Here is a 20781-nt window from a genome sequence, read left to right on the forward strand (position 1 = left end):
AGCGGGCGGCGCGTTCCCCCTATCGGGGGGGCTTGAGCGGGTCGTGCCCGATCGACATCAGCTTGTGCCGCCAGGCGGCCTGGCCCGCGGTGGGCTCGAGGTCGTCGCGGCGCTGGGAGTGCACCTTGTCGACGACCTTGCGCATGGCCCGCTCGTCGGCGTCGGTGAGGTCCACGCGCCGCTTGCCGAGCACGGCCAGCACCTCGCGCCCGGTGGGCGTGCCGACCTGGTCGGGCAGGTCTTCGAAGTCCTCGTGCGCGGCCTGCGTGCGCAGCCACTCCTCGAGCTCGCGGCTGGTCATGTTCACCACGCGGTGGAACTCGTCCCACAGTTCGTCATCGACGTCGACCATGACCCCGGCCTACCCGGCGCGGCGGCGGGTGAATCCTCAGCGGCCGCCGGACTGGATCTCGTCGGCCATCGTGCACAGCTCGCCGGTGGTGGCGTCCGAGCCGGTGGCCAGCCGGAACAGCAGCTGGCGCAGGGTCTCGCGCTCGGCCGGGTCCAGCCGGTCGAGCAGGCGCTCCTCGGCCTGGCGCAGGCGCTCGGCGAGGTCGCACAGGCGGGCGCGGCCGCCCTCGGTGAGCTCGACGCGCCGGGCTCGCCGGTCGGCCGGGTCGGGGCGGCGCTCGACGAGGCCGTCCTTCTGGAGGTCGTCGAGGAGGTAGGTCATCACCGTGCGGTCGAGCCCGAGCTGGTGGGCCAGCGCGAGCTGGGTGCGCGGGCCCTCCCGCCCGCACGAGGCGAGCACCTGGTAGCCGCGCGGACCGCCGGGCACGCCGACCATGACCTGGTCGGCCTCGCGCATGTAGGCACGCATGACCGCGCCCAGCGCCCAACCGAGGTCGGTCTCCACGGACTCGGGTGCGGTCACGATCACAGCGTACCCGCAGCTGCGCCCGGAAGAGTTCTGTGTTTAAGATGGTCTGCGCAACAGAACATCGTGCCGACAGCACAACTGACTCCCGGGAGATGCCATGACCCTGTTCCGCCTGGATGCCAGCATCCGCACCGAGGGCTCGGTGAGCCGCGAGGTCGCCGACACGCTGCAGCAGGGGTGGCTGCGGGAGCACCCCGGCACCGAGGTGGTGCGCCGCGACCTGCGGGCCGACCCGGTGCCGGTCGACGCGTGGGCGCAGGCCGTGTTCGCCGGGCAGACGCCCGAGCGGGACCGCACCCCGGCCCAGCGCGACGCCGTCGCCCTCGCCACCCGCCTGGCCGACGAGGTCAGCGGCGCGACCGCACTGGTGATCGCCACCCCGCTGTACAACTTCGGCGTCGCGCAGAACCTCAAGACCTGGATCGACCTGCTGATCACCGACCCGCGCTTCGGCCCCGGGTCGCTCCCGCTCGCCGGCCGCCCGCTCGCCCTGGTGATCGCCCGCGGGGGCGGCTACGGCGAGGGCACGCCCCGGGCGGGCTGGGACCACGCCACCCCGTACCTGGTGCGGATCTTCGGCGACGTGTTCGGCGCCGACGTCACCGTCGTCGCCGCGGAGCTGACGCTGGCCGAGTCGGTGCCGGCGATGGCGGAGCTGCGGCCGCTGGCGGCGCAGTCGCGGGAGCAGGCGCACGCGGACGCGGAGAAGACCGGACGCGAGTTCGCGCGGTCCGTCCGGGTCGCCGTGGGGTGATGCACCGGCTCGACCCGGCCGGTCTCGTCCCCCGGCGGCGCGCGCTCAGACCCCGAGCGCCCGGGGCAGGGTCCGGGCCGCCTCGGTGAGGCTCGGCCCGTACCACGTCAGCAACCGCCCGCTCACCAGCGCGGCGGGCACGCCGGGGAAGGCCTCGGGGCCGTCGGAGCCGGTGAACTCGTAGGGCTCGTCGGGCAGCACGACCAGGTCGTGCTCGGGGAGGCGGGCGGGGTCGAAGCGCGGGTAGCGATCCGGGGCGTCGGCCAGGACGTTGTCCACGCCGAGACGCTGCAGGACCGAGCCGGTGAACGTGTCGCTGCCCACCGCCATCCACGGGCGCCGCCAGATCGGCACCACCGCGCGGCGCCGCGCCCGCGGCCGCGGGACGTCGGCCCAGGCGGCCTCGGCCTCGTCGAGCCAGCGGGGGCGGTCGAGGCCGCAGGCGGCCAGCATGCGGGCCAGGGACCCGAAGGCATCGTCGAGGGCGCGGATGTCGGTGACGTAGACGGCGAGGCCGCACGCGCGCAGCTCGTCGAGGTCGGCGGGGCGGTTCTCCTCCTGGTTGGCGACCACCAGGTCGGGCTCCAGGGCGGTGATGTCCGCGGCGCGCGGGTTCTTCGTGCCGCCGACGCGGGGGACGTCGAGGTCGGCGGGGTGGGTGCACCAGTCCGTGGCCCCGACGAGCAGGCCGGGGGCGGTGGCGGCGACGGCCTCGGTGAGCGAGGGGACGATCGAGACGACCCGGCGCACCGGCGTCGGGACGTGGACCTCGCGCCCCTCGTCGTCGACGTGCACGTGGGCGTCTCCCGGGGTCGTCCGGCGAATCGCCGCGGCGCGGCGGCGCTCTGTGTCACAGTACTGGCTCGGACCCCTACGACGGCCTTCTCGCCGGCCCGCGGCCCGGCCAGGATCGTGCCCACGACGAGTGCTGCGACGGCGCGGCGGTCCCCCGGGAGAGACGATGAAGAGATACGCGCCCCTGCTGACGCTGCTGGCGGTGGCGGTGCTCGGCCTCGGACTGCTCGCCGTCAACGTGGCGGGCGAGCCCGACGGGTCCGCGGCGCCCGCGGCCGCGGCGGCCGCCGCCCCCGCCGAGACCACCGCGCCCGCCCCGCCCGCTCCCGCCCCGACCACCGAGCCCGCCGCCCCGCCGGCGCCGGAGCCACCCGCCGTCGCGGAGAAGGCCTACGCCGGGCGCTCCTCCGGCGACGAGGTCACCGTGGCCGTCGCGGTGAAGGACGGCCGCGCCGTCGGCTACGTCTGCGACGGCGAGGAGATCGAGGCCTGGCTGGAGGGGACGGTGGAGGGCGACACGATCGCGCTGCGCAGCGGCGACGGCGAGGTCGGCGTGGCCGGGAACCTCGACGAGGACGCCGCGTTCGGCGACGTCACCGTCAACGGGCAGAGCTGGCCGTTCTCGGCCAAGGCCGTGCAGGAGCCCGGCGGGCTCTACGAGGGCCGCGGCGACGTCCGCGGGGTCGCCACCCGCATCGGCTGGATCGTCGAGGGCGACGGCCGGGTCACCGGGCTGGCCCGCAGCGCGGGCTCCGCCGCCCCGCAGCCGGCCCCGCCGCTGGACCCGAACGCCCCCGACCGGGTCGTCGTGGACGGTGCGCCGATCACCGTCACCACGATCGACGGCGGCGATGTGGTGGTGGGCCGATGAGCGAGCTCGCGAGCGGATCATCGATACAGCGTCCCCGCGAAGCGTCGACCGAGCGCAGCGAGGGAGAACGATGAGCTACAGCGATCCGGTCACCGAGCCGATCCGCGTCGTCCGCGGCTCGTCGGGCACCGCGATGCTGCTGGTGGCCACGGCCGTCGGCATCGCCGTGTCGGTCGGGCTGGGCGTCTACGGGCGGCTGCACGAGCCGACCGGCTCCGCGATCAACATCGCCGGTTTCTCCAGCGGGCTCGCGGCCAAGGCGTGGCTGGCCAGCCTGGCGTTCCTGCTGGCGATCGTGCAGCTGGTCTCGGCCATGGTCATGTACGGCCGGTTCCCCGGCGTTCGCCGCGCGCCGTCCTGGATCGGCGGCCTGCACCGCTGGTCGGGCCGGGTGGCGGTGCTGGTCACGGTGCCGGTCGCGGTGCACTGCCTGTACGCGCTCGGCTTCGCCGACTACGAGCCCCGGGTGCTGGCGCACTCGATCCTGGGCTGCTTCTTCTACGGCGCGTTCGCCACCAAGATGATCGTCGTCGGCGCCCGGCAGGCGCCGGGCTGGGCGCTGCCGGTGGTGGGCGGGCTGGTGTTCACCGGGCTGACGGGGCTGTGGCTGACCTCGTCGCTGTGGTTCTTCGGGACCTCGGGGTTCGTCTTCTAGCGGGGGACGTGGGCCGGGGAAGGTTCTCGCCACGGCGCCGGTTGGGCCGGAGGTGACCGGTCATCCACTGGACAGCCCGCTGTGGTCCGCCCTCACCGGCCCGCACCGCGAGCTCGCCGAGGTCCGCGGCGCCGCGGCGCGCTACCGGCCGGAGGTCGCGCCGTTCGCCGCGCAGGCGGGCGGGCCGGGGACGACCGATCCGGCGGCGTGGGCCGACCTGTCCGCGCTGGCCGGGCCCGGCGGCGTGGTCGTGCTGTCCGGCGCGGAGCCGGCCCCAGGGGCGGGCTGGCGCCTCGTCGAACGGATCCCGGGCCTGCAGTTCGAGGGCTCCGGCGTGGACGCCCAGCCCGACGACGAGGCCGTCGCGCTGGGCGCGGACGACGTCCCCGAGATGCTCGACCTCGTCGCCCGCACCCGTCCCGGCCCGTTCCGCAGCGGGACCCACCTCATGGGCGGCTACCTGGGCATCCGGCTGGGCGGGGCGCTGATCGCGATGGCCGGGCAGCGGATGCGCCCGCCGGGCTGGACCGAGATCAGCGCGGTCTGCACCGACCCCGACCACCGCGGCAAGGGCCTGGCCGGCCGGTTGGTCCGGGCGGTCGCGGCCGGTGTCCGGGCCCGCGGCGACGTCCCGTTCCTGCACGTGGCCGCGGTCAACACCGGCGCGGTCCGGCTCTACGAGCGGCTCGGGTTCACCCTGCGGCGCGAGGTCGTCTTCTCCGCCCTGCGCGCCCCCGAGTAGGTCGTGAGTGCCTTCACGGTCCTGACCGGGAAAGCGCCCACGACTACATGCTGCGCCGGTACTGCCCGCCGACCTCGAAGAACGCCTCGGTGAGTTGACCCAGGCTGCACACCCGAGCCGCGCTCATCAGCTCGGCGAAGACGTTGCCGCCGCGGGTGGCGACGTCCTGCAGCCTGCGGATCGCGGCCGGGGCGTCGTCGCGGTGGCGGGCGTGGAAGTCGGCGAGCCGGTCGAGCTGGCTCTGCTTCTCCGCCTCGGTGGCCCGGGCCAGCTCGATCTCGGTGGGCGGCTCGTCGGAGTGCGGGGCCAGGAACGTGTTCACGCCGATCAGGGGCAGCGTTCCGTCGTGCTTGCGGTGCTCGTAGAGCATCGACTCGTCCTGGATGCGGCCGCGCTGGTAGCCGGTCTCCATGGCGCCGAGCACGCCGCCGCGTTCGGAGAGGCGGTCGAACTCGGCGAGCACCGCCTGCTCGACCAGGTCGGTGAGCTCCTCGACGACGAACGAACCCTGCAGCGGGTTCTCGTTCATCGACAGGCCCCACTCGCGGTTGATGATCAGCTGGATGGCCATCGCCCGGCGCACCGACTCCTCGGTCGGGGTGGTGACGGCCTCGTCGTAGGCGTTGGTGTGCAGGGAGTTCGCGTTGTCGTAGAGCGCGCAGAGGGCCTGCAGGGTGGTGCGGATGTCGTTGAAGTTCATCTCCTGCGCGTGCAGCGACCGACCGGAGGTCTGCACGTGGTACTTGAGCTTCTGCGACCGCTCGTTGGCCCCGTAGCGATCGCGCATGGCGATCGCCCATATCCGCCGGGCCACCCGGCCGATCACGGTGTACTCGGCGTCCATCCCGTTGGAGAAGAAGAACGACAGGTGGGGCGCGAAGTCGTCGACGTCCATGCCGCGGGCCAGGTAGCTCTCCACGAAGGTGAAGCCGTTGGCCAGGGTGAAGGCGAGCTGGCTGATGGGGTTCGCGCCGGCCTCGGCGATGTGGTAGCCCGAGATCGAGACCGAGTAGAAGTTGCGCACCTTGCGCTGGATGAACCACTCCTGGATGTCGGCCATCATCCGCAGGCTGAACTCGGTGGAGAAGATGCAGGTGTTCTGGCCCTGGTCCTCCTTGAGGATGTCGGCCTGCACCGTGCCCCGGACGTTGGCCAGCGCGAACGCCTCCAGCTCGGCGTGCTCCTGTGCCGTGGGCTCGCGGTCGTGCTCGGTGCGGAACTTGTCGACCTGCTGGTCGATGGCGGTGTTGAGGAAGTAGGCCAGGATCGTCGGGGCCGGACCGTTGATCGTCATCGACACGGACGTGCTGGGCGAGGTCAGGTCGAAGCCGCTGTAGAGGACCTTCAGGTCCTCCAGCGTCGCGATCGAGACGCCGGACGTGCCGATCTTGCCGTAGACGTCCGGGCGGGTGCCGGGGTCGCGGCCGTAGAGGGTGACCGAGTCGAAGGCCGTCGACAGGCGCTTGGCGTCGGAGTCGGCGGAGAGCAGCTTGAAGCGGCGGTTGGTGCGGAACGCGTCGCCCTCGCCGGCGAACATGCGGGCCGGGTCCTCGCCCTCGCGCTTGAACGCGAACACCCCGGCGGTGAACGGGAACTTCCCGGGCATGTTCTCCGCGCGCAGGAAGCGCAGCAGGTCGGCGTCCTCGGTGAAGCGGGGCAGCGCCACCCGGCGCACCTGGTTGCCCGACAGGGTGGTGCGGGTGAGCTGCGTGCGCAGCTCCTTGTCGCGGACCTTGACGACCATCTCGTCGCCCGAGTAGTCCTCGACGACGGCGGGCCAGGTGTCGATCAGCTCGGCGGACTCCGCGGGCAGCGCCTTCTCCGCGTCCTCCAGCACGCCGGCCAGCCCGGTGGTCTCGGCGCCCGCCTCCTGCACGGCCGCCAGGGCCGTGCGCAGGTGCTGGCGGCGGCGCGCGGCGGCCACGTGCTCCTCGGTGGCGGCGTGGTAGCCGCGGACGGCCTCGGCGATCTCGGAGAGGTAGCGCGCCCGCTGGGCGGGCACCGGCGCCGCGTGCTCGGCGGAGGTCCTGCGGTCGGTGCGCGGCAGTCTGCCCTCGCCGAGGGCGAGCCCCTCCTCGGCCAGCAGCGTGCACAGGTACTGGTAGAGGGCGGTGACGCCCTCGTCGTTGAAGGTGGCCGCGCTGGTGCCGAAGACCGGCATCTCCTCCCAGGAGGAGCCGAAGGCGTCGCGGTTGCGGACCAGCTGGCGCCCCACGTCGCGGCGGGCGTCCTCGGCGCCGCGGCGCTCGAACTTGTTGATCGCCACGACGTCGGCGAAGTCGAGCATGTCGATCTTCTCGAGCTGCGAGGCGGCGCCGAACTCCGGTGTCATCACGTACAGCGAGCGGTCGACGAACCCGGTGATCCCGGCGTCGCCCTGGCCGATGCCCGGGGTCTCCACGATCACCAGGTCGAAGGCGGCGGCGCGCAGCACCCTGATCGCGTCGGCCAGGTTCTCGGGCAGCGAGCCCTCGCTGCCGCGGGTGGCCATCGAGCGGAAGAAGACCGGCCCGGCGGCGCCGCCGGCGGGATCGCCGATGGCGTTCATCCGGATGCGGTCGCCGAGCAGCGCGCCACCGCCGCGGCGGCGCGTCGGGTCGACGGCGAGCACCGCGATCCGCAGCTTGTCCTCCTGGTCGAGCCGGAACCGCCGGACGAGCTCGTCGGTCAGCGAGGACTTGCCGGAGCCGCCGGTGCCGGTGATGCCCAGTACCGGGACCCGGCGGCGCGGGGTCAGGTCGAGGTCGGCGGGCAGGCGGCCGGCCTCGGCGAGGGTCAGGGTGCGGGCGAGCACGGCGGGCTCGCCGGCGAACAGCCCGTCGAACGAGGCCGGGGGAGCGTCGGCCAGGTCGACGTCGCACTCCCGGACCATGATGTTGATCATCCCGGGCAGCCCGAGGCGCTGGCCGTCCTCCGGGGAGAAGATCCGCGCGACGCCGCGCGAGTGCAGCAGCTCGATCTCCCGCGGGACGATCACGCCGCCCCCGCCGCCGTAGACCCGGACGTGGCCGGCGCCGCGCTCGCGCAGCAGCTCGACCAGGTAGGTGAAGTACTCGATGTGCCCGCCCTGGTAGGAGCTGACCGCGACGCCCTGGGCGTCCTCCTGGATGGCGGCGTCGACGACCTCGTCGACGGAGCGGTTGTGCCCGAGGTGGATCACCTCGGCGCCCTGCCGCTGCAGGATGCGGCGCATGATGTTGATCGCGGCGTCGTGCCCGTCGAACAGGCTGGCCGCGGTCACGAACCGCACGGGGTGGGTGGGCACGTGCAGGGACATGTGCTCGACCATGTCGCAGTCCTCTCGCCGGGCGCGGGCGGCGCGCCGTCACCGGGCAGGCGGACGTTCGGGGCGACGGCCAGATTTAGTTTGACATCCTAGTATCGGACGTTCAACTGATCCGGCACGTGACGAAGCCGACGCCGGGCAGGCCCGGGCGTCGGCCGGTCCGGCAGACGCAGGCTCAGGCGGCCTTCTCGACCGGGGGGATCTCCATGGTCGGCATGTCGATCTCCATCGTGGGCGCCTCCTGGTTGATCCGGGTCGCCACGACGACGGCCACCGGGCGCAGCTTGCGCAGGGCGATCGGGACCAGGAAACCCAGCGCGACCAGCACCGCGCCGGCGGTGGCGATGCTCCAGGCGATGTTGTCCGGATCGACCAGGACCAGGACGAAGGCGACCCCCGGCCACCACAGCAGGGCCCGGAGAGGGCCGGACACGGACCATTCCTTCTTGTTCTGCGCGCCGCGAGCCATGGCGGATTCCTACCCGGTCCGGATGAACGTCATGCGTCCACCCCCACACTCGGCCCGTAAGGGGCCGTTAAGGTGCCCGAGTGGACTTCGCGGGTGCCCTGGTCGAGCAGGGTCGGTTGCTCGCCGATGTGATCCGCGTCTCAGATCCGGCGACCCCCGTGTCGACGTGTCCCGGCTGGACGCTGCGCCAACTCGTCGCGCACGTGGGGCGCGGCGACCGCTGGGCGGCGGCGATCGTGGCCGGTGGCGAGCCGGTCCAGTTCCGCGACGTCCCCGACGGCCGCGCCCCGCAGGACCCGGCCGACGCCGGGGCCTGGCTCCGCGACGGGGCCCGACTCCTGATCGACAACGTGGCCGCCGCCCCGGACAAGCAGGTCTGGACGTTCCTCGGCCCGCGTCCCGCGCAGTGGTGGGTGCGCAGGCGGCTGCACGAGTCCACCGTCCACCGCGCCGACGCCGCACTCGCCGTCGGCGCCCCCTACGAGATCGAGCCCGAGCTCGCCGCCGACGGTCTCTCCGAGATGCTCGACGTGCTGGCCCTGCGCCCCGACCACACCCCCGGCGCCCTGGCCGGCGTCACCCTGCACCTGCACGCCACCGACCCCGACCTGGGTGCGGTGGGGGAGTGGCTCCTGCGCGGCGGGGACGGGAACTTCAGCTGGGAGCACGGCCACGCCAAGGCCACCGCGGCCGTCCGCGGCCGCGCGGCCGACCTGCTGCTCGCCGCGGCCCACCGGATCGCCGCCGACGACGACCGCCTGGAGGTGCTCGGCGACCGGGCGGTCTGGACGGGCTTCCTGGAGCACACGGGCTTCTGACCGACCGTCTCGCCGCCCGGATCCCCGGCTGATGCGGCGGCCATGAACGTTCGGGTCCGTCCTCGCAGGCTCTCCGTGCTCCTCGCACGTGCTGTGGCCTCTGCGAGGAGCGCGCTGCCTCTGTGCGGACGCCGATCCGGCCATCCGGAAGCTAGAACTCCTCGCGCAGCAGCTCCATCAGCACGGCGTCGTTCCAGGTGCCGTCGGCGGAGCGCTCGTAGCGGCGCATGACGCCGACCCGCTGGAAGCCGGCCCGTCCGCAGCTGCGGATGGCCCGCTCGTTCGCGGCGCCCGGGTCGACCACCACGCGGTGGTGCCCGCGCCCCTCGAACAGGAAGCGGGCCATCGCGCGCATGGCGTCGCAGCCCAGGCCCTGGCTGTGGTGGTCGGGGTGCAGCGCCAGGTCCATCGCGGCGTGGCGGTGGTCGGGGTCGGGCTCCTCGCGGTAGATGATCAGGCCGACCGTCTCGCCGGCCAGCTCGATCGCGAAGCCGTGCGGCCCGAGCAGCTCCCGGCGCACGCGTTCGAGGTCGTAGCCGCCCCACCACTTGGCGATCTCCGGGTGGCCCAGGATCTCCAGGAAGACCGGGACGTGCGCGGCCTCGGTCGGGCGGAGCACGACGGTCTGCCCGGCGATCGCCGAGGGGGTGTCCCGCCTGCTGCCCACCGGGCCGTTCACCGGGCTGTTCACGAGGCCCCCTCGGCCTGGGCCTCGGCGCGGTCGCGCGCGTCCTGCGGGTCGAGATGCGCGGGCTCGGCCAGCCCCAGGCGGGCCCGCTCGGCCAGCGTGGACGCCGAGGTCGGCTGCTCGAAGACGACCTCGGCCTCGCGGCCGCAGATCTCCAGGGTGGCGATCGTGTTGCCGAAGAACGGGCCCACGACGCGCTGCCAGGCGACCGGATTGGGCGGGGCGCCGACGCGCAGCGCCCACTTCTCGGTCGCCCACCGCGCCCACCGCGACCAGGCGAACCGGAACCCCGGCCGGATGTACCAGTCCATCTTGTTGTGCACCGGTGAGCAGGTGAGCTGGTGGATGGGGGCGTGGTGGCCGCCGTCGCGCTCCGGGTGCAGGTGGGCGCGCGCGGCGTAGCTGTGGTGCACGTCGCCGGAGAGCACCGACACCGTGGCCACACCGCTGCCGGCGGCCCTGCCGATCATCGCGGTGAGCCGGTCGAAGGACTCCCGGAACGCCGACCAGTGCTCCAGGTCGGCGGCCTGGCGGATGGTCTCGCCCAGCCGCCCCCGCCAGCCCGGGCGGGCGGCGGCGATCTCGTTGACCGTCTCCAGCTCCCCGATCGCATGCGGCAGCAACCACGGCACCGACGTGCCCAGCACGAGGTGGTCGACCTCGCCCTCCGCGGCGACCTGCTCCTCGATCCAGTCGAACTCGGTGTCGCCGAGCATCAGGTGCTGGCCGTCCTCCAGGACGCGGCCGTTCCGCGAGTCGATCATGATGAACCGGCTGCGCCCGAGGTCCCAGCGGAAGCTGAACCGGTAGCCCTTGCCGCCGTCGGCCTCGGCGTCGGCGCGATCGGCCATGTCGACCAGCAGCGGCCACGCGTCGCCGTCGTGGGCGACGACCTTGCGGTAGTCCGGATCGGCGGCCATCTCCTGCGGCGAGAGGTTGCCGATGTGCTGGTAGACCCAGTAGGAGGCGAGGCCGGAGCGGATGCGCTCGCGCCACCACGGCTTCTCGCGCATCTCGGCGCGCCAGGCCGTCGAGGTGTTCCAGTCGTCGCGGACGTCGTGGTCGTCGAAGATCATCCCGGTGGGGACGGTGGACATGATCCACCGGATCTCCGGGTCGGACCAGGAGTCGCGGTAGAGGCCGGTGTACTCGCCGTAGCCGACGATCTCGTCGTCGGGCCAGTCGGAGTCGCGGTCGCGGCGCCCGGCGATCCGGCGCCGGTTCTGCGGGGTCAGCTCGTCGGCGTAGACCTGGTCGCCGAGCAGCAGCAGCGCGTCGGGCCACTGGTCGGGCGGCAGGTCGCGCATCCGCACGGCGTACGCGTCGAGCGCGTCGATGCCCAGCTCGGCGGCCAGCTTCGGGTCGGAGACCTTGGCGTAGCGGCAGGACCCGAAGATGATCCGGATGTTGGCGTCGGTGCGCGGGCCCCGGCTGCGGATCAGGCTCGGCGGGAAGGGCGTGGCCTCCGGCGGCCACATCTTCTCGCCGTCGACGTGCACCTCGTACGGGGTGTCGGTGCCCGGGGTCAGCCCGGTGACCGGCACCAGCGCGTAGTGGCTCTCCTGCACCTGGAACGTGCGCGCCTCGCAGCCGAGCACCCGGACCGTGGCCGGGGCGTCGGTCTGCACCCAGACGGTGGCCGTGGTCTCGCCGACGTGGCGCAGGACTGGTCCCAGGACGAGTGACACGCCACAGACAGTACTGAGCTACGGCTGCGCGTGCTCCAGCGCGAGCAGCGCGGCGCCGATCTTGCCGGCGTCGCCGCCGAACGTCGCGGGGACGACCGGGGTCACGCCGCGCGCGGTGGGCGCGAAGGCGTACTCGCGCGCGGCCACCCTGGCCGGCTCCAGCAGCAGCTCGCCGGTCTCCACCAGCCCACCGCCGACGACGACGGCCTGCACCTCGAAGATGTTGGCCAGCGACGCGATGCCGACGCCGAGCCAGCGCCCGAGCCGGGCGAAGAGGGCCCGGCCCGTCGGATCGCCCTGCTGCACCGCGGTGACGACGGTGTGCCCGGTGACCTCGCCCTGCTCGGCGCCGAGCCGGGCGATGAGCCCGTCCGGGTCGTCGGACGCGGCCTCGCGGCCCATCCGGGTGAGCGCCGTGCCCGAGGCGTAGGCCTCGAAGCAGCCGTGGTTGCCGCAGCCGCACTCGGGGCCGTCGGGGTTGAGGACCATGTGTCCGAGCTCGGCGGCCAGCCCGGTCGGGCCGCGGTAGATCCGCCCGTCCAGCACCAGGCCGCCGCCGATCCCGGTGCCCACCGTCACCAGCGCCATGTTCGCGTAGGGGGCCTCCCGGTCGTTGCCGGAGTCGCGGTGGCCCAGCCGGGCCTCGGCGTAGGCGGCGACGTTGGCGTCGTTGTCGGCGACGACGGGCAGGCCGGTGAGCTTCTCCAGTTGCTCGCGGATCGGCCAGTCGCGGTAGGAGTTGTTGGGCGCCCAGAGCATCCGACCGGCCGGCCACTCGACGATCCCGGCCGCGCCGACGCCGATCGAGTGGACCTCGTGCTCGGCGCGGAACCGCTCGATGAGGTCGAGCAGGACCGCGCAGACGGCGGCGGCGTCGGACTCCTCCGGGGTGGGCTCGACCAGCTCGGCGAGCACCCCGCCGTCGTCGTCGACCACGGCCCCCGCGATCTTCGTTCCGCCGATGTCGAGTCCGATGGCCAGCTTCGGGGTGGTCACCCGCGAATCATGGCACCGACGAGTTGATCGATACAGCGTTTGTGGTCAGGAGAGGCGGGGTAACGCTGGGCATGCTCCTTCGACGTGTCGCGAGACCGATGGTGTCCGCGTTGTTCATCTACGGCGGCGTCCAGGCGCTGCGCGCTCCGGAGGCCCACGCCGAGGCGGCGAAGCCGGTGCTGGACGCCGTCGCCCCGGTCGTCGACAAGGCCGTGGAGGCCGCTCCGATCGACGAGCGCCCCCCGGACGAGACCCTGATCAAGATCGACGCCGCGGTCAAGATCGCGGCAGGCTCCATGCTGGCCCTGGGCAGGTTCCCGCGGCTGGCCGCCACCGCGCTGGCCGCCTCCCTGGTCCCGACCACCGTCGCCGGCCACCGGTTCTGGGAGGAGACCGACGAGCAGGCCAAGCAGGAGCAGACGGTGCAGTTCCTGAAGAACCTCGGCCTGCTCGGCGGCCTGCTGATCGCCGCGGCCGACACCGAGGGCAAGCCGTCGCTGGGCTGGCGCGGCCGGCGGGCCGCGAAGCTGGCCGCCACCGCGGCCGCCGCCCAGGCCGAGGCGCTGTCCGGGACGATCTCCGGGGCCACCGACCGGGTCACCGGGGTCGCCCAGGACGTCGCCGGCACGCTCTCCGGCACCGCCAAGGACGTCGGCGGCAAGCTGTCCGGCTCCGGCCGCGACACCGGCGGCACCGTGGCCGGCCTGGCCGCGGGGCTGGCCGGGCTCGCCCCGAGCGCGGCCGTGTCCTCGCGCGCGTCGGACCTGACCAAGGAGTGGTCCAAGCGCGCCGCGAAGGCCCGCAAGAAGGCCGAGAAGCGCGGCACCAAGCTGCAGAAGCGGGCCATGAAGCGCAGCGCCGAGCTGCAGACGGCGGCCGGGCGCAAGCAGGCCGAGCTGCAGAAGGCGGCCGGGCGCAGGCGGGCCGAGCTGGAGAAGAAGGGGCCGTCGGTGGTCGAGCAGATCTCCACCCAGGCCAGCAAGCTGGGCCACGACGTCGCCTCCCGCGCGTCCGCGGTGAGCAGCGAGATCGCCCACCAGGCCGAGGGCGCGGCCAAGGACGCCCGCAAGCGGGTCGCCGCGCTCACCAGCTGAGGGCGTCCCCACCACGCGACGGCGCCCCTGCCCGACCCGGGCGGGGGCGCCGTCGTGCGTCAGGCGATGCGCAGCGGCAGCGCGCGCGGGCCGCGGACCTGCCCCGGCGCCCAGGCGACCGCCGACGGGTCGGCGAGGGTGAACTCCGGGATGCGCTGCAGCCACACCTCCAGCGCCACCCGCAGCTCCATCCGGGCCAGGTGCGAGCCGACGCAGCGGTGGATGCCCAGGCCGAAGGCCGCGTGCCGGTTGACCTCGCGGTCGATCACGACCTCGTCGGCGCGGTCGAACTGGGCCGGGTCGCGGTTGGCGGCCGGGAACGACAGCAGGATCCAGTCGTCGGCCTTCATGTCCACGCCCTGCCAGTGCATGTCCTCGCGGACCAGCCGGGCCATGGTGACCGGCGCGTAGGCGCGCAGGAACTCCTCCATCGCCGTCGGCAGCAGGCCGGGCTCGGCGACCAGCCGCTCGCGGTCGGCCGGGGTCTTCGCCAGGTGCCACAGCGAGGCCCCGATGGCGCTCCACGTCGTGTCGATGCCGGCGATGAGCAGCAGCGTCATCGTGCCGGCGACGTGGAACGGGTCGAGCTTGTGGCCGCCCATCTCCACGTTGAGCAGGTAGGTCGTCAGGTCGTCGCGCGGGTTCGCGAGGTGGTCCTGGATCTGCGCGAGCAGGTAGTCGTTGAGCTTCTTGCCGCGGGCCAGCCGCACCTCCGGCTCGTCGCCGATGCCCTCCAGCACGCCCTCGACGAACTCGCCGAAGCGGGCCCGGTCCTCCGGCGGGAAGCCGAGCATGTCGCCGATGACCCGCATCGGGATGTGCGAGGCGTAGTCGCGGGCGGCGTCGATCACCTCGCGCCCGGCGAAGGAGTCGATCAGCTCGTGGCAGAACGCCCTGGTCCCCGGCTCGAGCTTGCCCACCGCCGTCTTGGTGAACGCGGGCAGCAGCAGCTTGCGGGCGCTGTGGTGGAACGGCGGGTCCGACGAGATCGGAGGGGCGGCGCCGACCGGGGCGATGTCCAGCGGGGGCCGCATGTCGTTCATGATGATCGCCCGCGAGGAGAACTTGTCGGTGTCGTAGGCGACCGCGGCCACGTCCTCGTAGCGGGTGGGCAGCCACGCCCCGCCGAACCGCTCGGTGTGCGCGATGGGGCAGCGCTGCCGCAGGTCGTCCTGGATGGGGTACGGGTCCTGGTACCACTCGGGTTCGACGTGCGAGAAGTCCGTGGCCCAGTCCGTGACCGGGCCGTGGCGGCGTTCGCCGCGCGCCGTGCCCAGCCGCTGCCGGCGCTGCTCCTCGAAGTCCGTGCCGAACCGGTCGTCGACGGTCATGTCACTCCTCCTCGAGGACGTTGATCGCGCGCTCCGGGCAGTTGGCCGCGGCCAGGCGGGCGTGCTGCTCCGCGCCGGGCAGGACCTCACCGGTGCCCAGGACGGTCCCGTAGCCCTCCTCGTCCTCGCCGAAGAGGTCCGGGGCCAGGTCGTAGCAGCGGCCGTGCCCTTGGCAGGTCGCGGAGTCGAGCTGCACCTTCACTGCGGTTCTCCCGTCTGTGTGGTGGGGGCGGCGTCGTTCGGGGCCAGCGCGGCGACCACGCGGGCGAGCAGCGCCGCCCACTCGTCGTCGTCCACGCCGTGCAGGTCGGGGGTGACCAGTGCGCTGCCCATGCCGAGCAGCAGGCAGAAGTGGGCGAGCGCGGTGGGCGACAGGCCCGGGTCGAGCTCGCCGCCCGCCTGCCCGATGCGCACCAGCTCGGCCAGCCAGTCGGCCTTCTCGCCGGTGTAGTCGCGCATCGGGCGGGCCACGTCCTCGTCGCGGCGGGCCGAGACGAGCGCCTCCACGACGAGGTATCCGCGGGCGTCGCGGCGGCGGGGCAGCTTGCGCCCCACCTCCAGCAGCAGCCCGGTGATCGGCTGGCCGGGGTCGGCGTCGAACAGCTCGGCCATCAGCTGGCGCCCGTGGGTGCGCAGCGCCGCCACCATCAGCTCGGCCTTGGAGTCGAAGTGCGCGTAGAGGGCGCCGTTGCTGACGCCGGCCTCGGCGGCGATGTCGGCGACGCGGGTGCCGTCGTAGCCGCGTCGGGCGAACACGTCGGCGGCCGCGCGCAACAGGCGCTCCCGCGTCTCGGCTGCCGTGACCCCGGCGATGCGACCCACGTCGCATATCAAAGAACCGTTCATTTGATGAGCGCAAGGGTTCGGTCACACTCTGCGCCGAGCGGCACCCGGGAGGGAGGTTCAGGAAAGCCACGATGCCGCCCTCAGCGGGCAGCATCGTGGCTTCCTGATCGCGGTGGCGGTGACCAGCGTCGGGGCGGGCGGCCTGCGAAACTGGACCGATGGCGGACGAGAACGCTCTGGTCGCGATGGGCGAGCGGCTCATCGCCCGCGTCGTGCAGCTGGGGATCGGTGGCGGCGGCCCGCTGGAGCCCGCCGTCGAGGTCGCCGAGGAGCACCTCCTCGCCGCAGGCGGCGATCGCGAGCAGGCCATCCAACGGCTGATCGCCACGCACGTCCGGCTGGCCGCCGTCTCCGGGTTCGTCACCGGCCTGGGCGGCGTCGCCACCCTCCCGGTCACCGTGCCCGCCGCCATGGCCGGGCTCTACATCGTGGCCACGCGGATGTCGGCCGGCGTCGCCCACCTGCGCGGCTACGACATCGACACCGAGGAGGTCCGCAGCGCCGTCCTGGTGACGCTGCTGGGCAGCGCGGGTGCGAGCACGCTGAAGAAGGCCGGCGTCGAGATCGGCCGCCAGTCGGTCGCCGCCGCGCTCGACCGCCTCCCGGCCGCCCTGCTCACCGAGATCAACAAGCGGATCGGCCTCCGGCTGGTGGCCAGGGCGGGGGAGCAGGGCGTGGTCAACCTGGCCAAGCTGGTCCCGCTGGTGGGCGGGCCGATCGGCGCCGCGGTGGACGGCGTCAGCGCCAAGACCATCGCCGGCTACGCCACCCGCACCTTCCCGCCGCGGGTGCCGCGGTTGGCGGCGCGCACGGAGGTCGTCCAGGTGGAGCCGGCCGGGCCGACGGGCTGAGCCCGCTCAGCTCGGGAACGCCGTCCACCGCGCCGCCGCCCACACCCCCGCCCCCACCAGCAGGACCGCCAGCCCCACCAGCCCGACGCTGACCTCCACCTCGCGCTGCTGGATGGCGACCGTGCGCGGCAGGTCGCGCAGCACCTCCTGGAGCCGGTCGGCGTCGGCGGCGGCGAAGTACTCGCCGCCGGTCACCTCGGCGACCTCGCGCAGCGTCGGCTCGTCGGCCACCAGGAAGCTGCGCCCACCCGGGCCGCCCGCCGAGCCCCACCCGCTGGTGCCCTGCCCGGCGGCCTGGGCCGGGGTGCAGACCATCGACGCCGGGTCCCGGGTGCCGAAGCCGATCGGGTAGACCCGCACCCCGCGCTCGCCCGCCATCTGGGCCGCCTCCACCGGCTCGATGCCGCTGGTGTTGGCGCCGTCGGTGAGCAGCACGACGATCTCGGGCGCGAAGTCGCCCTCCGCGCGCACCGGCGGGCGGGCCGGGCCGGGGGCCTCGGCGTCGTCGTTGCCCAGCGCGGCGGTCGGGTCGGCGGGCTCGACCGCGGGGTTGATCTCGGCGATCGCGTCGACGGACTTGAGGATCGCGGCGCCGATGGTCGTGCCGCGCCCGGTGGTCAACGAGTCGATGGCCCGGGTCAGGGGCTCGCGCTCGGTCGTGGGGGCCACGGCGACCTGGGCGAACCCGGAGAACAGCACGAGCCCGATGCTGGTGGTGGCGTCCTGGGCCTGCACGAACTCGCGCACCGCGGCCTGCGCGGCCGAGAGCCGGTTGGGCTCGACGTCGGTCGAGCACATCGAGCCCGACACGTCCAGCGCCAGGATGATCGCCGACCGGGAGACCGGCACGTCCGCGCGGACCTGCGGGCGCGCCGCGGCGAGCCCGAGCAGGGCCAGCGCGCCCAGCAGCAGGGCGATCGGCGCGTGCCGCTTCCACGCCGCCCGGCGCGGGGCAGCCGCCCGGATCAGCGCGACGCTGGAGTAGCGCACGGCCCGGCGACGGCGCCTGCGCAGCTGCCAGACGTAGGCGCCGGCCAGCGCGGGCACGACGAGCAGCGCGAGCAGGGCGAGCGGCCACTGGAACCCCATCGTCACACCGCCCTGCCGTACCAGGTGAGCGACAGCCCGACGCCGATCAGCACCAGCAGCGCCGCCGCGGCGGCGACCAGGCCGGTCACCTCGACGCGGTCGGTGCGCACGGTCCACGCCACGACCGAGTCGGACACCGCCGCCAGCGACTGCTCGTCGGGGGCGGCGAAGTACTCGCCGTCGGTGTGCGCGGCGATCTCGCGCAGCGTCGGCTCGTCGAGCGCCGTCGCCACCTGGAAGCCGTCGATCTGCAGCACGGTCCCGGCCGGGCTGCCGAGCCCGACCGGGTAGACGCGCACGCCCGCGCCGGAGGCGATGTCGGCCATCGCGACGGGGTCCAGGTCGTCGGTGTTCTCCCCGTCGGAGATCAGCACGATCGCCGCCGACCCGTGGTAGCCCAGGTCGGCGCCGCGCGGCTCGGCGCCACCGGAGGAGGTGTCGACCTCGACGGGCCGGCCCACGATCGCGCTCAGCGCCGTCTGCAGGCCGCGGGCCAGGCCGGTGCCGCCCTGCGGGCTCAGCCGGTCGATCGCGGCGAGCACCCCCGCCCGGTCGGCGGTGACCTCCTGGGTGACCAGGCCGGTCCCGCCGAAGGCGACGACGCCCATCAGCACGGACTCGGGCTGGCGGAGCACGAACTCGCGCGCGGCGGCCTTGGCTCCCTCCATCCGCGTCGGTGCGACGTCGGTGGCGGCCATGCTGGCCGAGACGTCGAAGGCGAGGATCACGGTGCCCTCCCGGCGCGGTTGCGGCACGGTGGCCTCCGGCCGGGCCAGCGCCGTCACCAGCAGGACCATCGCGACCAGCAGCAGCGCGGGCGGCACGTGCCTGCGGCGGCCCGTCGCGAGCGCCGCGGGCGCCACCAGCCCGAGCGCGGCCAGCTCGGCGCGCCGGGCCGCGCGCGCCCGCACCAGGCGCCGGTACCAGAGCACCGCGGGCGGCACGGCCAGCAGGCCGAGCAGCATCCACGGCCAGGCCAGGCTCATCGTCCCCGCCCCCGCAGCCCGACGATGCGGACCAGCGCGCGCACCAGGTCCTCGTCGGTGGAGACGGTGAACAGCTCGAGCCCGGCCGAGCGCAGGTCGGCGACCAGCGCGGCCTGGCGGTCGTCGGCGGCGGCGCGCAGCCGCTCCCGGAACCCGGTGTCGTCGGTGTCGACGAAGATGACCTCGCCGGTCTCGGCGTCCTCGACGTAGATCATCCCGGCCGCCGGCAGCTCGAACTCGCGGCGGTCGACCACCTGCACGGCCACCACGTCGTGGCGGTGCGCCAGCCGGCCCAGCGGCCCCTGCCAGCCCGGCTCGCCGAGGAAGTCCGAGACGATCACGACCAGCGAGCGCCGCCGGATGATCCCCAGCGCCGAGCGCAGCGCCGCGGCGAGGTCGGTGCCCGCGCGGCCGCCCTCCGGCCGCGGCCGCAGCAGCCGCGACAGGATCCGCAGCACCTGGGTGCGGCCGTGCCCCGGCGGGATCGTCTCCCGCACGCCCGCGTCGAACAGCAGCGCGCCGACCCGGTTGCCGCCGTTGATCAGCAGCTGCGCGAGGGCCGCCGCGATCTCGGCGAGCACCACGTGCTTGCGGCGCTCGACGGGCCCGAAGTCCATCGACGCGGAGCCGTCCAGCACCAGCCAGACCGTGACGTCGCGGTCCTCCAGGTACTCGCGCACGTGCGTCACGTCGGTGCGGGCGGTGACGTTCCAGTCGATGTGGCGCAGGTCGTCGCCGAAGCGGTACTCGCGCAGGTCGGTCACGTCGACGCCGGTGCCGCGGAACGCCGTGCGGTAGTCGCCCTGCAGGCGGCCCTCCAGCCTGCGCAGCACCCGCCACTCGAGCCTGCGCAGCACCCGCTGCGGGGTCAGCGCCGCACCGGCGCCCGACGCGGCGCTCATCGCGCGCGGGTGGCGGGCGCGCGCACGGACGGGTCGACGTCGGGCAGCGGGACCGACGAGATCAGCGGGTCGAGCAGGTCGTCGGGGGAGACGTCGTCGGCGAGGGCCTCGTAGGACAGCACGACCCGGTGCCGCAGCACGTCGCGGGCGAGTTCGCGGACGTCGGAGGGCAGGGCGTAGTCGCGGCCGCGGATGAACGCCAGCGCCTTGGCCCCCAGCACCATGTTGATCGACGCCCGCGGGCTGGCCCCGAACGTCACGTACCGGGCCAGCTCGGCGTGACCGGCCGCGGCGAGGTCCCGCGTCCCGGTGCTCAGCCGCACCGCGTAGGAGATGATCTCCGGGTCGACGTAGACGGCGTCCGCGGCCCGCTGCAGACCGAGCAGGGTCGCGGTGTCCATGACCGGCGCGGGCGGCTGCGCCGCGGAGATCATCCGCTCGACCACCACGTACTCCTGCGTGGCGCTGGGGTAGCCGACCAGGACCTTGAACATGAACCGGTCGAGCTGCGCCTCCGGCAGCGGGTAGGTGCCCTCGGACTCGATCGGGTTCTGGGTGGCCATCACCAGGAACGGGTCGGGCGCCGGGAAGCTGTCCCGCCCGATCGTCACCTGCCGCTCCTGCATCACCTCCAGCAGCGCGCTCTGCACCTTGGCCGGCGCCCGGTTGATCTCGTCGGCGAGCAGCAGGTTCGTGAAGACGGGCCCGAGCGAGACCTGGAAGTCGCCCTCGCGCTGGTTGTAGATCCGGGTGCCCACGACGTCGGCCGGGACCAGGTCGGAGGTGAACTGGATGCGCTGGAAGCCGCCGCCGACCGCCCCGGCGAGCGCCTTGATGGCCATGGTCTTCGCCAGCCCCGGCACGCCCTCGACCAGCAGGTGCCCCCGCGCCAGCAGCGCCACGAGCATCCGCTCCAGCAGCTCGTCCTGCCCGACGATGGTCTTCTTGACCTGGTACAGCGTCGGTTCCAGGGGGAGCTGGGCGGGCTCGGTGCGGGCGGTGTCGTGCGCGGAGTCGTCCATGGGTCTCCCGGTTCGTCG

22 protein-coding genes are annotated in these 20781 nt (G+C 74.0%); 7 read left to right on the plus strand and 15 right to left on the minus strand.

Annotated elements, in window-relative coordinates; translation table 11 throughout:
- Nucleotides 1-19: 19 nt before the first annotated feature.
- A complete protein-coding gene (locus KDL28_RS31985) occupies nucleotides 20-352 on the minus strand; it encodes a DUF3140 domain-containing protein (RefSeq protein WP_252444533.1) in 333 nt (110 codons plus the stop codon).
- A gap of 36 nt (nucleotides 353-388) precedes the next feature.
- Nucleotides 389-874, minus strand: a complete 486-nt coding sequence (locus KDL28_RS31990) for a MarR family winged helix-turn-helix transcriptional regulator (protein WP_252444534.1) — start codon at nucleotides 872-874, stop codon at nucleotides 389-391.
- A gap of 103 nt (nucleotides 875-977) precedes the next feature.
- Here KDL28_RS31990 and KDL28_RS31995 point away from each other — a divergent pair, with 103 nt between their 5' ends.
- Nucleotides 978-1634 (plus strand): FMN-dependent NADH-azoreductase, encoded by a 657-nt coding sequence (locus tag KDL28_RS31995; RefSeq protein WP_252444536.1) that lies wholly within the window; start codon nucleotides 978-980, stop codon nucleotides 1632-1634.
- Between the two features lie 45 nt (nucleotides 1635-1679).
- Here the strand turns inward: KDL28_RS31995 and KDL28_RS32000 are convergent, their stop codons facing one another.
- Nucleotides 1680-2429: a helical backbone metal receptor gene (locus tag KDL28_RS32000; RefSeq protein WP_252444538.1), complete on the minus strand. Its 750-nt coding sequence runs from the start codon at nucleotides 2427-2429 to the stop codon at nucleotides 1680-1682.
- Between the two features lie 166 nt (nucleotides 2430-2595).
- Between KDL28_RS32000 and KDL28_RS32005 the strand changes: the two genes are divergently transcribed.
- From KDL28_RS32005 to KDL28_RS32015, 3 genes are all read left to right on the plus strand, one after another.
- The gene (locus KDL28_RS32005) at nucleotides 2596-3300 is read left to right on the plus strand and encodes a hypothetical protein (RefSeq protein ID WP_252444540.1); all 705 of its coding nucleotides are present in this window, start codon (nucleotides 2596-2598) and stop codon (nucleotides 3298-3300) included.
- A gap of 70 nt (nucleotides 3301-3370) precedes the next feature.
- On the plus strand, nucleotides 3371-3955 hold the full coding sequence (locus KDL28_RS32010) for a DUF6529 family protein (RefSeq protein ID WP_252444542.1): 585 nt from the start codon (nucleotides 3371-3373) through the stop codon (nucleotides 3953-3955).
- Nucleotides 3956-4007: 52 nt separating this feature from the next.
- A complete protein-coding gene (locus tag KDL28_RS32015) occupies nucleotides 4008-4697 on the plus strand; it encodes a GNAT family N-acetyltransferase (protein ID WP_252444544.1) in 690 nt (229 codons plus the stop codon).
- A 43-nt stretch (nucleotides 4698-4740) separates the two neighbouring features.
- Here the strand turns inward: KDL28_RS32015 and icmF are convergent, their stop codons facing one another.
- Nucleotides 4741-7974, minus strand: a complete 3234-nt coding sequence (gene icmF, locus KDL28_RS32020; RefSeq protein ID WP_252444613.1) for a fused isobutyryl-CoA mutase/GTPase IcmF — start codon at nucleotides 7972-7974, stop codon at nucleotides 4741-4743.
- Between the two features lie 184 nt (nucleotides 7975-8158).
- Entirely contained in the window at nucleotides 8159-8416 is a 258-nt protein-coding gene (locus KDL28_RS32025) for a hypothetical protein (protein ID WP_252444546.1), read from the minus strand.
- A 116-nt stretch (nucleotides 8417-8532) separates the two neighbouring features.
- Between KDL28_RS32025 and KDL28_RS32030 the strand changes: the two genes are divergently transcribed.
- Entirely contained in the window at nucleotides 8533-9270 is a 738-nt protein-coding gene (locus KDL28_RS32030) for a maleylpyruvate isomerase family mycothiol-dependent enzyme (protein WP_252444548.1), read from the plus strand.
- A gap of 151 nt (nucleotides 9271-9421) precedes the next feature.
- Here KDL28_RS32030 and KDL28_RS32035 read toward each other — a convergent pair whose 3' ends face one another.
- Genes KDL28_RS32035 through KDL28_RS32045 form a run of 3 tightly spaced genes read right to left on the minus strand, consistent with a single transcriptional unit; the run spans nucleotide 9422 to nucleotide 12642 of the window.
- A complete protein-coding gene (locus tag KDL28_RS32035) occupies nucleotides 9422-9961 on the minus strand; it encodes a GNAT family N-acetyltransferase (RefSeq protein WP_252444550.1) in 540 nt (179 codons plus the stop codon).
- Nucleotides 9958-11646, minus strand: a complete 1689-nt coding sequence (locus tag KDL28_RS32040) for an alkaline phosphatase D family protein (protein WP_252444552.1) — start codon at nucleotides 11644-11646, stop codon at nucleotides 9958-9960. Before KDL28_RS32040 ends, KDL28_RS32035 begins: the two co-directional genes overlap by 4 nt.
- Before the next feature lie 18 nt (nucleotides 11647-11664).
- Nucleotides 11665-12642, minus strand: coding sequence for an ROK family protein (locus KDL28_RS32045; RefSeq protein WP_252444554.1), 978 nt, complete (start codon nucleotides 12640-12642; stop codon nucleotides 11665-11667).
- Between the two features lie 98 nt (nucleotides 12643-12740).
- Between KDL28_RS32045 and KDL28_RS32050 the strand changes: the two genes are divergently transcribed.
- Nucleotides 12741-13736 carry a DoxX family membrane protein gene (locus KDL28_RS32050; RefSeq protein ID WP_252444556.1) on the plus strand — a complete coding sequence of 332 codons (996 nt, stop codon included), beginning with the start codon at nucleotides 12741-12743 and terminating at the stop codon, nucleotides 13734-13736.
- A gap of 59 nt (nucleotides 13737-13795) precedes the next feature.
- On the opposite strand, the gene KDL28_RS32055 is transcribed toward KDL28_RS32050, so the two are convergent.
- The 3 genes from KDL28_RS32055 to KDL28_RS41770 are packed head-to-tail and all read right to left on the minus strand — an operon-like array spanning nucleotide 13796 to nucleotide 15889.
- The gene (locus KDL28_RS32055; protein ID WP_252444558.1) at nucleotides 13796-15067 is read right to left on the minus strand and encodes a cytochrome P450; all 1272 of its coding nucleotides are present in this window, start codon (nucleotides 15065-15067) and stop codon (nucleotides 13796-13798) included.
- Between the two features lies 1 nt (nucleotide 15068).
- Nucleotides 15069-15269 (minus strand): ferredoxin, encoded by a 201-nt coding sequence (locus KDL28_RS41765; RefSeq protein WP_252444560.1) that lies wholly within the window; start codon nucleotides 15267-15269, stop codon nucleotides 15069-15071.
- On the minus strand, nucleotides 15266-15889 hold the full coding sequence (locus KDL28_RS41770) for a TetR family transcriptional regulator (RefSeq protein WP_252444562.1): 624 nt from the start codon (nucleotides 15887-15889) through the stop codon (nucleotides 15266-15268). The genes KDL28_RS41765 and KDL28_RS41770 overlap by 4 nt, the downstream gene beginning before the upstream one ends.
- Before the next feature lie 182 nt (nucleotides 15890-16071).
- On the opposite strand from KDL28_RS41770, the gene KDL28_RS32070 reads away from it, so the two are divergent.
- The gene (locus KDL28_RS32070) at nucleotides 16072-16764 is read left to right on the plus strand and encodes an EcsC family protein (RefSeq protein WP_252444564.1); all 693 of its coding nucleotides are present in this window, start codon (nucleotides 16072-16074) and stop codon (nucleotides 16762-16764) included.
- A gap of 6 nt (nucleotides 16765-16770) precedes the next feature.
- On the opposite strand, the gene KDL28_RS32075 is transcribed toward KDL28_RS32070, so the two are convergent.
- Genes KDL28_RS32075 through KDL28_RS32090 form a run of 4 tightly spaced genes read right to left on the minus strand, consistent with a single transcriptional unit; the run spans nucleotide 16771 to nucleotide 20763 of the window.
- On the minus strand, nucleotides 16771-17853 hold the full coding sequence (locus KDL28_RS32075) for a VWA domain-containing protein (RefSeq protein WP_252444566.1): 1083 nt from the start codon (nucleotides 17851-17853) through the stop codon (nucleotides 16771-16773).
- 2 nt (nucleotides 17854-17855) lie between these two features.
- Nucleotides 17856-18839 carry a vWA domain-containing protein gene (locus KDL28_RS32080; protein ID WP_252444567.1) on the minus strand — a complete coding sequence of 328 codons (984 nt, stop codon included), beginning with the start codon at nucleotides 18837-18839 and terminating at the stop codon, nucleotides 17856-17858.
- The gene (locus KDL28_RS32085; RefSeq protein WP_252444569.1) at nucleotides 18836-19741 is read right to left on the minus strand and encodes a DUF58 domain-containing protein; all 906 of its coding nucleotides are present in this window, start codon (nucleotides 19739-19741) and stop codon (nucleotides 18836-18838) included. The genes KDL28_RS32080 and KDL28_RS32085 overlap by 4 nt, the downstream gene beginning before the upstream one ends.
- Entirely contained in the window at nucleotides 19738-20763 is a 1026-nt protein-coding gene (locus KDL28_RS32090) for an AAA family ATPase (RefSeq protein ID WP_252444571.1), read from the minus strand. Before KDL28_RS32090 ends, KDL28_RS32085 begins: the two co-directional genes overlap by 4 nt.
- Between the last annotated feature and the right edge of the window lie 18 nt (nucleotides 20764-20781).

Source organism: Pseudonocardia humida, from assembly GCF_023898865.1.
Classification (GTDB): Bacteria; Actinomycetota; Actinomycetes; order Mycobacteriales; family Pseudonocardiaceae; genus Pseudonocardia; species Pseudonocardia humida.

Bases quoted from the DNA above. Each gene is read 5' to 3' on its own strand.
- KDL28_RS32005 (WP_252444540.1), top strand. From the start codon at position 2,596: ATGAAGAGATACGCGCCCCTGCTGACGCTGCTGGCGGTGGCGGTGCTC.
- KDL28_RS32010 (WP_252444542.1), top strand. From the start codon at position 3,371: ATGAGCTACAGCGATCCGGTCACCGAGCCGATCCGCGTCGTCCGCGGC.
- KDL28_RS31985 (WP_252444533.1), bottom strand. From the start codon at position 352: ATGGTCGACGTCGATGACGAACTGTGGGACGAGTTCCACCGCGTGGTG.
- KDL28_RS32085 (WP_252444569.1), bottom strand. From the start codon at position 19,741: ATGAGCGCCGCGTCGGGCGCCGGTGCGGCGCTGACCCCGCAGCGGGTG.
- KDL28_RS31995 (WP_252444536.1), top strand. From the start codon at position 978: ATGACCCTGTTCCGCCTGGATGCCAGCATCCGCACCGAGGGCTCGGTG.
- KDL28_RS32075 (WP_252444566.1), bottom strand. From the start codon at position 17,853: ATGGGGTTCCAGTGGCCGCTCGCCCTGCTCGCGCTGCTCGTCGTGCCC.
- icmF (WP_252444613.1), bottom strand. From the start codon at position 7,974: ATGTCCCTGCACGTGCCCACCCACCCCGTGCGGTTCGTGACCGCGGCC.
- KDL28_RS32090 (WP_252444571.1), bottom strand. From the start codon at position 20,763: ATGGACGACTCCGCGCACGACACCGCCCGCACCGAGCCCGCCCAGCTC.
- KDL28_RS32055 (WP_252444558.1), bottom strand. From the start codon at position 15,067: ATGACCGTCGACGACCGGTTCGGCACGGACTTCGAGGAGCAGCGCCGG.
- KDL28_RS32080 (WP_252444567.1), bottom strand. From the start codon at position 18,839: ATGAGCCTGGCCTGGCCGTGGATGCTGCTCGGCCTGCTGGCCGTGCCG.
- KDL28_RS32070 (WP_252444564.1), top strand. From the start codon at position 16,072: ATGGCGGACGAGAACGCTCTGGTCGCGATGGGCGAGCGGCTCATCGCC.
- KDL28_RS32050 (WP_252444556.1), top strand. From the start codon at position 12,741: ATGGTGTCCGCGTTGTTCATCTACGGCGGCGTCCAGGCGCTGCGCGCT.